We start from the raw sequence: 12671 nt of genomic DNA on the forward strand, positions 1-12671 counted from the left end.
GCACCGGCGACCTGGACCGGTACCGCGCCGGGGTCGTCGCCCACGAGCTGGAGGAGGCACCGGCGCCGGTCGCCGAGGCCGTCATCGCCACCCTCGGTCAGCTCCTCGCGTCCGAGACCGGGGTCCAGCTGCGGCGCCGGACCCGGCGGCTGCTCGCGAGGGTCAGCCCCGACCTGCTCCGCCAGCGAGCTCAGCGTGCGCGGCAGGAGTGCGGGCTACGCCGCCGCGTCGGCGAACCGGGCGTGGACGTGTGGGAGGGCACCTTCCCCTCCGAACAGGCAGCCAAGGCGTGGGCCGCGATCGACACCCGCGCCCACCAGCTCCTCACCGACGGCACCGTCGACCGGATCGACCGCGCCCGCGCCCAAGCCCTCATCGACCTCGTCATGCAGTCGGCCACCGTCACCACCGTCATCACCCTCACCGTCCCCGCAGCTGCTCCCGCAACCGCGACCGGAGATGAGGCCGCGGGCGCCACCGACGAACCAGCGCCCATACCCGAGAACGACCCGACCGCGGTCGCAACCGCTCCCGTGCCTACGCCCACCACCGGCCACGCTCGCGCGAACGACGCCGAGCCCGCGATCCCCGCTGAGCACTCGACCGCCGGTGCGATCTCGACCGCTGCCGCGACGGCCGAGACGACTCCGACCGTCAGCGAGGACCGGACCGCCAGCGGTCGGCCTGCAGCGACCGACGAGTCCGCCACTGCGACCGCGGTTGCGGCTGCCGCCGACCGGCGCATGGCCGCGGACGGCGGGTTCGTCGAGGTCGCCACCGGCCGCGGGACCGAACAGGTGCTGGTCCCCACCGCCTGGCTGACCGACCAGCTCACCGCCACCACCACCAGCGACCAGACGCCAGACAACGGTCAAGCCCGCACCCGAGCGAGCGCGAACGGCGACCACGACGAGGTGCGGGTGCAGACCCGGTCCTGCGACCCGGTCACCGGGGCGCTGCTCAGCGACGAAGAGTCCGGCGCCTACCGGCCACCGGAACGGCTCGCCGCCCTGGTCCGGCACCGCGACGGGCGCTGCCGCTTCCCCGGCTGCTCCGTCGCTGCCCGCTTTTGCGACCTCGACCACGTCCGCCCCTGGCCAGGCGGACCCACCACCGCCGCCAACCTCCTCCTGCTCTGCCGGCGCCACCATCGCGTCAAGCAACGACCCGGCTGGCACGTGAACCTGCACCCCGACGGCACCGCCACCTGGACCGACCCCGCCGGCCGCTCACGCACCACGGCGCCCGTCGACGCCCTGCACACCGCCACCCTCCCCGCGCCCGCGATCGACGAAGCCGAGCACGCCCAGGCGACCTTCGCAGCGTCCGACCCGACCGCCACGGCCATGGTCACCACGTCCACGTCCACGGTCACCACGTCCACGGTCACCACCCTCGTGGCAGACCGGCACAGTGGCCTCGAGTTCAGGCTCGAGCACCTCCTCGGCTCCGCCCTCGCCAATGTCCCGGTTCGCCGCGCACGACAGACTTCGGGCCGACAGCCGGCGACCGTCAGCCGCCCCGTCGACACCGTGACCGTCCTCGACCCCCACCGCCCCCACCACCGCTTCCGTCAACGGTCATGGACGAGGACCGACGCCGACCTCCCGCCCTTCTGACACATTCCGGTGCAGGACAGCCAGGTTCAGGCGAGGGTCTGGGACACCCGCGCCGTCCCGGCGTCGTGGACGACATGGGTGGGAGCGCCGTTGACGAGAGCAGGGTCGACAGGTCCGTGAAGCCGACGACCCAGGTCGGCTCGGCGGCGATCGCCTCCCCGTCGAGGAGCGCGACGACGTCGATGCACGCCCCGCCGCCCACGGCGGCACGACGACTGCGGCCGACGCACCGTGCCGCCACGTCAGGTGGACGCGTCGGACGAGGACGCCACTGCCCGCTTGTAGCGCTCAGCGATGGAGTCGAGCAGCGGGACGAGGGCGGCGGGCGACTCGACGGTGAAGTCGAAGCGCAGCATCCCGACGTAGGCGGCGACGGTGTCGAGGCTGTCGGCGCCGGTGGAGAGCACGCACGAGTCGGAACCGCGCGGCTCGACGACCCCGACGGCGTGGTGGATGCGGGCGAGGACGTCGGCGGCCGGGGCGTGCACGTGGAGGCGCGCGCGGACGGTCCACCCGGTGATGGCGACGGTCCGCATGAGGAACGCCACGACGTCCCCGCCGGGGACCTCCGTGGGCGTCGTGACCCGCCGTCCGGTCCGCATCCGCAGGTCGACGTGGTCGACGCGGTAGGCGTCCCACGCGTCGCGGCCGACGTCGCGGGCGACGAGGTACCAGCGGCGCTGCCAGTGGAAGAGCCGGCAGGGCTCGACGAGGACGGGCGGCGGCGGCCGGTCGGCCCCGGGCGCCGCGGCGGACAGGCCGTAGTCGAACCGGAGCAGCTCCCCGTCGGCGATGGCGGCGGCGATGGTGCGCAGCCGAACCGCGGGGACCTCGGGGTCGGGTGCGTCGGTGTCGGTGTTCTCCGGGGCGCGGTCGATCGTCGAGCCGAGCGCGTCGACGCTGGACCGCAGCCGCGACGGCAGGACCTGCTCGAGCTTGGTCAGCGCGCGGGTGCTGCTCTCCTCGAGCCCGGTGAGGCCCGTCCCCGCCCGCAGCCCGACCGCGACCGCGACGGCCTCGTCGTCGTCGAGGAGCAACGGCGGCAGCCGGCCGCCGGCCCCGAGGCGGTACCCGCCGTGCCCGCCGCGGGTTCCCCGGATCGGGTAGTCGAGGGCGCGAAGCCGCGCGACGTCGGCGCGAACCGTACGGGTCGTGACGCCCAGCCGGTCGGCGAGCTCGGACGCCGACCAGGACGGGCGGGTGCCGAGGAGGGTGAGGAGCTCGAGGAGCCGCTGTGCCGCTTCTGCCACGTCGCGGAACTCTTCCAGAGTCCGCCCGGGAATAGGAAGCAATCGTTCCTCTTGGGTTCCTAGCGTTGCCGCCATGGACACCACCGAGAAGATCACCGTCCGCCCCTTCACCGTCGCCGTCCCGGACGACGACCTCGCCGACCTCCACACCCGGCTCGACCGCACCCGCTTCGCCCCGCCCGCCCCCGGCGACGACTGGACCTACGGGACGCCGGTCTCGTACCTGCGCGACGCGGTCCGTGCCTGGCGCGAGCTCGACTGGCGCGCCGCCGAGGCCCGCATCAACGCGGTGCCGCACTTCGTGACCGAGGTCGACGGACAGCCGATCCACTTCATCCACGCCCGCTCACCGCACGCCGGCGCGACCCCGCTGCTTCTGGCCCACACCTACCCCGGCTCCAGCATCGACTTCCTCGACGTCATCGACCGGCTCGTCGACCCGGTCGCGCACGGTGGACGGGCCGAGGACGCCTTCGACGTCGTCGTGCCGGACGCTCCGGGCTACGGGTGGTCGACCCCGGTCCCGGACGCAGGCTGGTCGACCGGACGGGTCGCCCGCGCCTACGACACCCTGATGCGCGGTCTCGGGTACGAAAGCTACGGCGTGCACGGCTCGGACAACGGCGCGCTCGTCGCCCGGGAGCTCGGGCTCCTGGAGCCGGAGGGCTTCCTCGGGCTCCACGTCCTCCAGCTGTTCTCCTTCCCCTCGGGCGACCCGAGCGAGTTCGAGCGCCTCGAGCCGCAGGACCACGCGGGGCTGGAGCACATGCAGTGGTTCCAGTCGGTCGGGGGCTACGCCGCGATGAACGCGTCCCGGCCCCAGACCATCGGGGCCGCCCTGGCCGACTCCCCCGTGGCGCTGCTCGCGTACTCCGAGCTGTTCGAGAGCTTCGGCAACGGCACCTCGCTCGTGCCGCTCGAGACGATCCTGCTCGAGGTCAGCGTCGCCTGGTTCGCGAACGCCGGCGCCGGGATGGCGCGCAGCTACTTCGACGCCGCCCGCGCCGAGGCCGGGCCGGCGGTCAACCACGCGCGGACCGGGGTCAGCGTGTTCGCCGACGACTTCCAGACCATCAAGGTCTTCGCCGAGCGCGACAACGACAACGTCGTCCAGTGGACCCGACACGAGCGCGGCGGGCACTTCGCCGTGCTCGAGGTGCCCGAGCTCGTGGCCGCCGACCTCGTCACCTTCTTCGCCCGCTGACCGGTCCGACTCAGGCCCCGGGCGACCCAGGTCGCCCGGGGTCCGTGGCGTGCGCTCGGACGTCCTCGGCCGAGCTCGGCGCCCCGCGACCGGCGAAGACCAGCGCGGCGAGGCCGGTCGTCAGCGGGACCGCCGCGACGAGCCCGAGCGTCGCCACCACGCTGCGCACGATCTCCTGGGCGATGACCTGGTCGGTGACCACGCCCCCGAGCGAGTCGACGTTGGCGACGATGAGGACGAGCAGCGGCAGGGAGGATCCCGCGTACGCGAGGACGATGGTGTTGACCACCGAGGCGATGTGCGCCCGGCCGACACGGCCGCCGGCCCGGTAGAGCTGCGCCGCGCCGTAGGCGGGGTTGGCGCGGGCGAGCTCGGTGACCGTCGCGGCCTGGGTGACCGTGACGTCGTCGAGGACACCGAGCGAGCCGATGACGATGCCGGCGACGAGCAGCCCCTCCATGTTGACCGGGTGGTCCACGCCGAGAGCGGTGGACAGGTCGTCGGTGATCCCGGTGAGGCGCAGGCCCGAGACCGCGACCGCGGACAGGACTCCGGTCAGGGCCAGGCTGGACAGGGTGCCGAGGACGGCCACCGTCGTCGCCAGCGAGAACCCGTGGGTGAGGTAGAGGACCGCCAGGATGATCGCCGCGGACGCCACGACCGCCACGAGGACCGGCGGCTCGCCGGCCAGGACGGCCGGGACCACGAACAGCACGAGGAGCGCGAAGGTCACCGCCAGCCCCACGAGGGCGCTGACCCCCCGCCACCGGCCGAAGGCCACGAGGGCGAGGACGAACGCGACGACGAGGACCCACAGGCCGCTGGCGCGCTGGTGGTCGACGATCGAGTAGGTCGCGTCGACGGGGCTGCGGATGAGGACGACGTGGTCGCCCTCGTCGACGCGGGGCGCTCCCGGGCGGTTCGGCAGGGTCGTCGTCACCGTGCCACCCGCGTCCGCACCCTCGGTGAGGCGCACCTCGGCCGTCCCGCACCCGTTCACCTGCGGCGCCTGCTGCTCGGGGAGCGGCTCGGGGCACTCGCCGCGCTGGACCGCGACCACGTCGCCGGTGGTCTGCGCCTGCGACGCCGGGCCCTCCGGGACGGGGACGCCCCCCGACGGCCAGAGGGCGACCAGGGCGACCAGGGTCAGCACGGCGATCGGCACGACGACCGCGACGGCGAGGCGTCGCAGCCTGGGGCTCTCGGGCTGCGGGTGGTGCGATCCCATGGGTGCCATCCTCGTCGCTCGGACGAACGGGGTGCGCTCCGGCCCCTCTCGAGAGGCCGTTCCGGTCCCGTGTCGCTGAGGGGACTCCGTCGCGAGGGGGCGCTGCGCGCCATCGCGATCCGCCCCTGTGACCACGGGACCCGCCGGATCCCCGCTGTTGTGTTCGCACAACGCAGGAAGAGACCGGACGACAAGCGTGTCCGGTCTCTTCCTGCGTTGTGGAGCTGAGGGGATTCGAACCCCTGGCCTTCTCATTGCGAACGAGACGCGCTACCAACTGCGCCACAGCCCCGAGTGCGGGAGCAACGATAACACCAGCGTGAGGGCTGCCCGAAACCGGCTCGGGGGGCGCTCCCGGACGTCCATCCCGGGGTGATCCCGGGGTTCTCCCCGAGGTGGGTGTGGGCGCCACCACCTACGATCCGGACATGCCCTTCCGCCTGCCCCGCCCCCCTCGCGTGGGCGCCGGCCCCTCCGACCTGCCCGCCTCGCTGCCGACACCGGGCGGGTCCACGCCGTGGTCGACCGACCCCGACCGCCCCGCGCAGTGGTCGGTCCCGCGCGGCGTGCGCACGGCCAGCGAGTGGGCCTGGCGCGGTCTGGTCGTCGCGGCCGGGGTCATCGCGGTCCTGTGGTTCACGACCCTGCTGTCCGAGGTCGTCATCCCGCTCGTCGTGGCGCTGCTGCTCGCGGCCCTGCTCCACCCGGTGCACCACTGGCTCTCGCGCTGGATCCCGCGAGGGCTCGCCGCCGGGGTCACCGTCCTCGGCACGCTGGCCGTCGTCAGCGGGATGCTCTCGTTCGTCGGCTCGCAGCTGACCAGCCAGCTCGACGACATCACGACCAGCGTCACCGAGGGCATCGAGCAGGTCCGCAGCTGGCTCAACGCGACCTTCGGCCTCACCGACACCCAGATCCAGGCCTACCTCGACCAGGCGCGCGAGACGCTCAGCTCGGGCAACCTCAGCGACACGCTCGCCTCCGCCGGGCTCACCGTCACGCACGTCGTCGCCGGCTTCTTCCTCGCCCTGTTCTCGCTCTTCTTCTTCCTCTACGACGGCCCGACCGTCTGGGGCTGGGTGGTCCGCCTCTTCCCGCGTGGCGCGCGCGAGAAGGTCCACTCCTCCGGCCTCATCGCCTGGGACCAGCTGGGCGCGTTCACCCGGGCCACCATCGCCGTCGCCGCGGTCGACGCCACCGGCATCGGCCTGGGCGCCGCCATCCTCGGCGTGCCCTTCGCGTCGGGCATCGCCCTGCTCGTGTTCTTCGGCGCGTTCATCCCGGTCGTCGGCGCCGCGATCTCCGGCGGCGTCGCAGTGCTCCTCGCGCTCGTCGCCCTCGGCCCCCTCCAGGCGCTGATCATGCTCGCCATCGTCATCGGCGTGCAGCAGCTCGAGAGCCACGTCCTCCAGCCGGTCCTCATCGGCCGGGTCATGCGCATCCACCCGCTCGCCGTCATCCTCGCCATCGCGACGGGCATCGTCCTCGCGGGCATCGTCGGGGGCCTCATCGCCGTGCCCACGGTCGCGGTCCTCAACGCGGTCGGCCACCACCTCCTCGACGGCCCCGGGAGCGAGGACGACGTCCCGCCGGGCGAGGCCCGGACCGCCGAGGAGACGATGAGCCCCGAGGAGGCCGAGCGCGCCGAGGAGGCCGCCGACGACGTCGCCGAACGGACCGAGCAGGCCAACGACGAGCGCCTCGAGACCCGCGACTGAACGGGGCTCCAGCGCGAGGGACCGTGCGCGCGGGGCCGGGCGAGCGGAGGGCCGACGACGAGCGACGCCGCCACCGGTCCTGCAGGGTGGTCCGGTGGCGGCGTCCTGTCCGCGACAGGGGCGGTCTTCAGGCGCCGGCGACCCGGCGCTGCTCGTAGGTGCTCTCGTCGGCCGCGTCGCGTGCCACGGGAGCGGGGTCGGGCGTCACGGCAGCGGGCGCCACCTCGCGGCGCTCGGCCTTCGCCTTCATCGTGTAGGTCGGCCGCGGCACGGGGACGGGGTCCCAGGTGAGCGGGATGTCGTCGTCGAGGTCGATGGGGACCATCACGTCCTCGGCGGCCGGCTGCGGCACGGACGGCGCGGGAGCCGACACCTCGAGGACCGGGTCGAGGAGCGGGATGTCGATGACGTCGCGGCGCGGACGCGGCGCGGCCGTCGTCGACACGACCGCGCTCTCGACGACGACGGGCTCGCCGGCGCCGACCTCGGCCGTCGCGTCGTCGAGGACGACCTCCCCGAAGGCCTCGTCGTCGAGGACCGGCCCGGTCTCCGGGACCGAGGACGCCGACGTCGGAGCAGCGGGTGCGGCAGGCCGCGTGGCCCGGGCGGGGGTGGCTGCCGCCCGGGGCGCCACGGGCGCCGACCGGCGCAGCCGCTCGAGGTCTGCGGCCCGGCGCCGGTGGGCGCGCAGCAGCGCGGCCTCGGTGCGGACGCCGGAGCGGACGAAGGCCAGGGAGCCGACGAGGGCGAGGACCGCGGGAGCCAGGGCCCAGACGGGGAGCAGCGAGAGGGCGACGAGCGGGACGATCGTCACGAGCTCCAGCACGGCGACGAGGAAGATCAGGCCGCGCACCCGGCGGCTCGGCCGGACGCGGGGGCGCGGGGCCGGGCGCGGCTCGACCGGACGGCGCGGCGAGTCAGCGGCCGGACGGGCGGGCGGAGCCGGAGCCGGCCGAGCGGCGTCGACGCGCTCGGTGACGCGCCCGGGTGCGGGGGGCTCGGCCGCGACGGCCCGCTTGACGAGCACCTGCGGCCGCGCGGCCCGGGAGGGGTGCACGGCGTAGGAGCGGGGCGACGGCTCGGAGAGGTCGGTGCGGGGCAGGGCATCGCGCTTCTCGAGGACGCGCATCGCGGTGCTGAACTGCTCGACCGACCGCGCGGTGGCGACGTGGTCGCGGCGACGGACCCAGTACTGCACGAAATAGGCAGCCCAGACCCCGAGGAGGACGAGGAAGATCAGGCTCGACGGGGACTGCACGGTCACGACGGTAGGTGCGCGTCGCCGTCAGACGCCGGACCCCCTTCGGTGTGTCGCGGAAGTGACTGCTGTGACGAGTGGTTCGACGGCTCCGCGGCCCCGGAACCGGCCCCGACCAGCCGGGACAGCCGCTCGAGGAGGGTCTCGCCCCCCAGGTCCTCCGTCGTCAGGGCGTAGGACAGGTGGTCGCGCCACTCCCCGGCGATGTGGAGGTAGCGCGGGCGCAGGCCCTCGTGCCGGAACCCCAGCTTGCGGACCACGGCGAGGCTCGCGGTGTTCTCGGGCCGGATGTTCACCTCGATGCGGTGCAGGCCGACCCTCCCGAGGAGGTGGTCCCCCGCCAGCGCGAGGGCCGTGGGGGTCACGAGCTGGCCGGCGACGGCTCGGCTGACCCAGTACCCGGCGTAGCAGGACCGGAAGGACCCCAGGACGATCGAGCCCATCGACAGCTGGCCGACGAGCCGCCCGCGGACCTCGATGACGAGCGGCAGCGCGCGACCGAGCCGGCCGTCGGCCTCGTACTGCTCGACGAGGTCCTCGAAGGAGCGCCCGGGGGCGTCGGGGTCGGGCGAGGTCGCGTCCCACGGTTCCAGCCACGCGGCGTTCGCCCGGCGCACCGCCTGGAAGGTGTCCCGGTCCGAGAGGGTCAGGGGCCGCAGGAGGAGGTCGATCCCGGTGGGGGTCCGGCCGGTCAGCCGCACCGGCCAGACCCACGAGGGCTCGGGGCCCCCGAACGGGCCGACCGCCGACCGGTCAGGGCGGGGACGTCGCAGCCGGGACCACATCAGTGGTCCCCGCCGTGGACCTGGCTCAGCGCGTGCGGGAGGACGTCGGCGAGCACGGCGAGGGCGTCGCGCACCCCTCCGGTCGAACCCGGCAGGTTGACGACGAGCGTGTGCCCGGCGAGGCCCGCGAGCCCGCGCGACAGCACCGCGGTGGGCACACCGGCCGCGACCCCCCGCGCACGGATCGCCTCGGCGATGCCGGGGACCTCGCGGTCGAGGATCGGACGGGTCGCCTCCGGTGTCCCGTCGGTGGGGGTCAGCCCGGTCCCGCCGGTCGTGAGGAGGAGGTCGGGCCCGGTCGCGAGCGCGGCGACGAGCGCCTCACCCACGGACGGGCCGTCGGGGACGACGGTCGCGTCGGGGACGCTCGCGCCCCACTCGCGCAGGGTCTCGACGACGAGGGCTCCCCCGCGGTCGGGGTAGACGCCCGAGGCGGCCCGGGTCGACGCCGTGACGACGACGGCGGACCGGCCGGCGAGCGGTTCCGGGCTGTCCGTCACGCCTCCTCCCAGTCCCCGGAGCGGCCGCCGGACTTGGCGATGACCCGGATGTCGGTGATGCGCGCGTGCCTGTCGACGGCCTTGACCATGTCGACGAGGGCGAGGGCCGCCACCGAGACGGCGGTGAGCGCCTCCATCTCGATCCCGGTGCGGTCGGCGGTCCGGACGACGGCGCGGATGTCGACGCCGTCGTCGGCGACGTCGAGGTCGACCTCGACCGCGTGGACCGCGACCGGGTGCGCGAGGGGCACGAGCTCCGGGGTGCGCTTGACGGCCTGGATGCCCGCGATCCGTGCGACCCCGAGGGCGTCGCCCTTGGGGACCACGCCGCCGCGCAGCGCCGCGACCGCCGCCGGCGAGAGGAGGACGCGTCCCGCCGCGGCGGCCCGGCGGGCCGTCACGGCCTTCCCGGACACGTCGACCATGTGGGCGGTGCCGTCGGCCCGCACGTGGGTGAGCCCGGCGGCCGGGGTGGGCTCGGCGTCAGAGGCCATGGTCACGATCCTTCCCGAGCAGCGGCAGGCAGCGGACGGTGTCGCCCTCCTCGACGCGGTCGGTGGCGGCGGGGACGACCGCGAGCGCCGTCGCGCCGGCGAGCGCGCCGAGGACGTGCGAGCCCTGCCCGCCCGAGGGGCGCACCCGCCCACCGTCCTCGACGACGCGCGTCAGCTCGACCTTGCCGGGGGCCGTGCCCCACGAGGCCGCGGCCACGGCGTCGAAGGCGCCGTCGGCGTCGGGGTCCAGTCCCGCCATCCGCCGCAGGGCGGGCAGCACGAAGACGTGGAACGACACGAAGGAGCTGACCGGGTTGCCGGGCAGGGTGACGACGGGCGTCCGGGACGGCCCGACGACCCCGCTCCCCTGCGGCATCCCCGGCCGCATCGCGACCTTGACGAACTCGACGCCACCGTCGTCGAGGAGGACCTCCTTGACGGTGTCGTAGACGCCCATGGACACCCCGCCGCTCGTCACGACGAGGTCCGGGGCGCCGGGGAGGTCGGCGAGGAGGGCGCGCACGGCCTCCGCGTCGTCGCGGACGTGGACCGACGCGGCGACGACCGCACCGGCCGCCTCGACGAGGGCCGCGAGCATCAGGCGGTTCGAGTCGACGACCTGGCCGTGCTCGAGCACGCTGCCGGGCTCGACGAGCTCGTCGCCGGTGGAGACGACGAGCACGCGGGGGCGCGGGTGCACGAGGACCTCGGCGACGTTGCCCGCGGCGGCGAGGGCGAGGTGGCCGGGCCCGAGCCGCGTCCCGGCCTCGAGCACCACGTCGCCGGCGCGGACGTCCTCCCCCCGCCGGCGGACCGAGCGTCCGGCCTCCGGGGCGACGCGCAGCGCCACCCGCTCGCTGCCCCCGTCGGACAGCTCGACGGGGACGACGGCGTCGGCGCCCTCGGGCATCGGCGCGCCGGTCATGATCCGCAGGACCTGCCCGGGCTCGAGGACGTGGCGCGTCGTGTCGCCGGCCGCGACGTCCCCGGCGACCGGGAGGACGACGGGGCTGTCCGGCCCTGCGCCGGCCAGCTCGGCGGCCCGGACCGCGTAGCCGTCCATCGCGGAGTTGTCGGCCCCGGGCAGGTCCACCGTGGCGAGGACCGGCTCGGCGAGGACCAGGCCCAGGGCGGCGGCGACCGGGACGGGCGCCGGCGGGAGCGGGGCGACGACGGCGAGGACGGCGGAGCGGTGCTCGGCGAGCGTCCGCATCACACCTCGCCCTCGAGGTGTGCCCCGTCCGGGATGGTCCGCGTGCCACCCGTGACCCGCACGTCGCCGGTGCAGACGACGTCGGCACCGAAGGTGGCGTCCGCCTCGACCCGCAGGCTCGTGCAGTCCCGGATCGAGGGCACCCCGTGCGGGAATCGCTCCTCGAAGCCGTCGACGAGGCGGTAGGCCGGCCCGAGGTCGACGAACGGCTCGGGCCGGTCGGTCGTCGCGGCCATCTCTGACGCCTCGGTCAGCCGGTAGAGGTCGGAGCGCAGGAGGAACAGCTCGTTCGTCGTCTTCACCGGGCGGAACCGCGTGCGGTCGACGGCGAGCGCCCGTGACCCCTCGAACACCTCGACCGCCGCGCCCATCGCCGACTCGACCTGGATGACCGGGGTCGAGCCGGGCCGTGTGGGGTCGACGCTCTTGCGGTTGACGATGATCGGGAGGCCGAGGACGCCGTCGCGCTCGGCGAGCCGCTCGGCGAGGACGTCGAGGTCGACCCAGAGGTTGTTCGCGTGGAACCACGAGTGGCGCCCGATGTCCTGGAAGAGGTCCTCCTCGCCCCGGACCACCATCGCACTGTCCCGCAGGACGACCCGGCCGTCGGACCGGCGCACCGCGAGGTGACCGCCCTTGCGGTCGTTGTGCGTCCGCTCGCACACCTCCGTGACGTAGGGGATGCCCTCGGCCGCCATCCACGCCGGCACGGCGCCGTCGCACGTCGCGCCGAGGTTGTCGGCGTTGGAGAGGAAGACGTAGCGGAATCCCCTCTGCCGCAGCGTCTCCAGCAGCCCGGTCGTCTGGAGTGCGACGTAGACGTCACCGTGCCCAGGAGGGCACCACTCGAGGTCGGGGTCGTCGGGCCACTCGACCGGGGAGAGGTCGTCGGCCCTCAGCTTGGGCTCCCGGTTCTGGACGAAGTCGAGGGGCAGCCCGTCGACGGCGAGGTCCGGGTAGCGACCGAGGATCTCGAGGGACTCCTCGCGCGTGCGGAACGAGTTCATGAGGAGGAGGGGCGTGCGCACGCCGTGGCGTTCGCGCAGCCCCAGCACCTGCCGGGCGATCGCGTCGAGGAAGGTCAGCCCGTCCCGGACGACGAGGGCCGACTTCGGGCCGCGGATGCCCATGCTCGTGCCCAGCCCACCGTTGAGCTTGACGACCACGGTGTGCGAGAGGGCCTCCGCGACGGCAGCCTCGTCGGGGCGGACGTCGTCGAGGTGGGTGACGTCGACGAGCGGCTCGATGGAGTCCTCGGGGATCGTGCCCGCCACTCCGCGTCGCAGCTGCTCGTGGTACCCGGCGAAGACGCGGATCGCCAGGTCGGGGACCCCGGCCTCCCGCATCTTGTCCGTCGCGGCACGCAGCCCGTCACTGGTCACGGCGACCACCCTACGATGCC

The 12671-nt window shown here is 74.6% G+C and carries 11 protein-coding genes and 1 tRNA gene; 3 read left to right on the forward strand and 9 right to left on the reverse strand.

The window, feature by feature from the left end; translation table 11 throughout:
* A partial coding sequence (locus ACK8HX_RS17530; RefSeq protein WP_411942010.1) for an HNH endonuclease signature motif containing protein occupies positions 1-1619 on the forward strand: 1619 nt, incomplete at its 5' end.
* Positions 1620-1861: 242 nt separating this feature from the next.
* On the opposite strand, the gene ACK8HX_RS17535 is transcribed toward ACK8HX_RS17530, so the two are convergent.
* The gene (locus ACK8HX_RS17535) at positions 1862-2869 is read right to left on the reverse strand and encodes a helix-turn-helix transcriptional regulator (RefSeq protein ID WP_411942011.1); all 1008 of its coding nucleotides are present in this window, start codon (positions 2867-2869) and stop codon (positions 1862-1864) included.
* A 73-nt stretch (positions 2870-2942) separates the two neighbouring features.
* Here ACK8HX_RS17535 and ACK8HX_RS17540 point away from each other — a divergent pair, with 73 nt between their 5' ends.
* Positions 2943-4073 carry an epoxide hydrolase family protein gene (locus tag ACK8HX_RS17540; protein ID WP_411942012.1) on the forward strand — a complete coding sequence of 377 codons (1131 nt, stop codon included), beginning with the start codon at positions 2943-2945 and terminating at the stop codon, positions 4071-4073.
* A 10-nt stretch (positions 4074-4083) separates the two neighbouring features.
* Here ACK8HX_RS17540 and ACK8HX_RS17545 read toward each other — a convergent pair whose 3' ends face one another.
* Both ACK8HX_RS17545 and ACK8HX_RS17550 read right to left on the reverse strand, forming a co-directional pair.
* On the reverse strand, positions 4084-5301 hold the full coding sequence (locus ACK8HX_RS17545) for a YibE/F family protein (protein WP_411942013.1): 1218 nt from the start codon (positions 5299-5301) through the stop codon (positions 4084-4086).
* Between the two features lie 219 nt (positions 5302-5520).
* Positions 5521-5593: transfer RNA gene (locus tag ACK8HX_RS17550), tRNA-Ala, on the reverse strand.
* A 136-nt stretch (positions 5594-5729) separates the two neighbouring features.
* Between ACK8HX_RS17550 and ACK8HX_RS17555 the strand changes: the two genes are divergently transcribed.
* Positions 5730-7019, forward strand: coding sequence for an AI-2E family transporter (locus tag ACK8HX_RS17555; protein ID WP_411942014.1), 1290 nt, complete (start codon positions 5730-5732; stop codon positions 7017-7019).
* A gap of 127 nt (positions 7020-7146) precedes the next feature.
* Here the strand turns inward: ACK8HX_RS17555 and ACK8HX_RS17560 are convergent, their stop codons facing one another.
* The 6 genes from ACK8HX_RS17560 to ACK8HX_RS17585 all read right to left on the reverse strand — a co-directional run bounded on the left by ACK8HX_RS17560 (position 7147) and on the right by ACK8HX_RS17585 (position 12651).
* The gene (locus ACK8HX_RS17560; RefSeq protein ID WP_411942015.1) at positions 7147-8277 is read right to left on the reverse strand and encodes a hypothetical protein; all 1131 of its coding nucleotides are present in this window, start codon (positions 8275-8277) and stop codon (positions 7147-7149) included.
* 2 nt (positions 8278-8279) lie between these two features.
* Positions 8280-8978, reverse strand: a complete 699-nt coding sequence (locus ACK8HX_RS17565) for a GNAT family N-acetyltransferase (RefSeq protein ID WP_411942016.1) — start codon at positions 8976-8978, stop codon at positions 8280-8282.
* An 83-nt stretch (positions 8979-9061) separates the two neighbouring features.
* The gene (locus tag ACK8HX_RS17570; RefSeq protein WP_411942017.1) at positions 9062-9562 is read right to left on the reverse strand and encodes a MogA/MoaB family molybdenum cofactor biosynthesis protein; all 501 of its coding nucleotides are present in this window, start codon (positions 9560-9562) and stop codon (positions 9062-9064) included.
* Positions 9559-10056, reverse strand: coding sequence for a cyclic pyranopterin monophosphate synthase MoaC (moaC, locus tag ACK8HX_RS17575; protein ID WP_411942018.1), 498 nt, complete (start codon positions 10054-10056; stop codon positions 9559-9561). The genes ACK8HX_RS17570 and moaC overlap by 4 nt, the downstream gene beginning before the upstream one ends.
* Entirely contained in the window at positions 10046-11269 is a 1224-nt protein-coding gene (locus tag ACK8HX_RS17580; RefSeq protein ID WP_411942019.1) for a molybdopterin molybdotransferase MoeA, read from the reverse strand. The genes moaC and ACK8HX_RS17580 overlap by 11 nt, the downstream gene beginning before the upstream one ends.
* On the reverse strand, positions 11269-12651 hold the full coding sequence (locus ACK8HX_RS17585) for a UTP--glucose-1-phosphate uridylyltransferase (RefSeq protein ID WP_411942020.1): 1383 nt from the start codon (positions 12649-12651) through the stop codon (positions 11269-11271). Before ACK8HX_RS17585 ends, ACK8HX_RS17580 begins: the two co-directional genes overlap by 1 nt.
* Positions 12652-12671: the final 20 nt, after the last annotated feature.

Origin of the sequence: Oryzobacter faecalis, assembly GCF_046764005.1 — a bacterium.
Lineage (GTDB): Bacteria > Actinomycetota > Actinomycetes > Actinomycetales > Dermatophilaceae > Oryzobacter > Oryzobacter faecalis.

Coding starts and splice junctions, on each gene's coding strand:
- ACK8HX_RS17555 (WP_411942014.1), top strand. CDS start 5,730: ATGCCCTTCCGCCTGCCCCGCCCCCCTCGCGTGGGCGCCGGCCCCTCC.
- ACK8HX_RS17540 (WP_411942012.1), top strand. CDS start 2,943: ATGGACACCACCGAGAAGATCACCGTCCGCCCCTTCACCGTCGCCGTC.
- moaC (WP_411942018.1), bottom strand. CDS start 10,056: ATGGCCTCTGACGCCGAGCCCACCCCGGCCGCCGGGCTCACCCACGTG.
- ACK8HX_RS17580 (WP_411942019.1), bottom strand. CDS start 11,269: ATGCGGACGCTCGCCGAGCACCGCTCCGCCGTCCTCGCCGTCGTCGCC.
- ACK8HX_RS17545 (WP_411942013.1), bottom strand. CDS start 5,301: ATGGGATCGCACCACCCGCAGCCCGAGAGCCCCAGGCTGCGACGCCTC.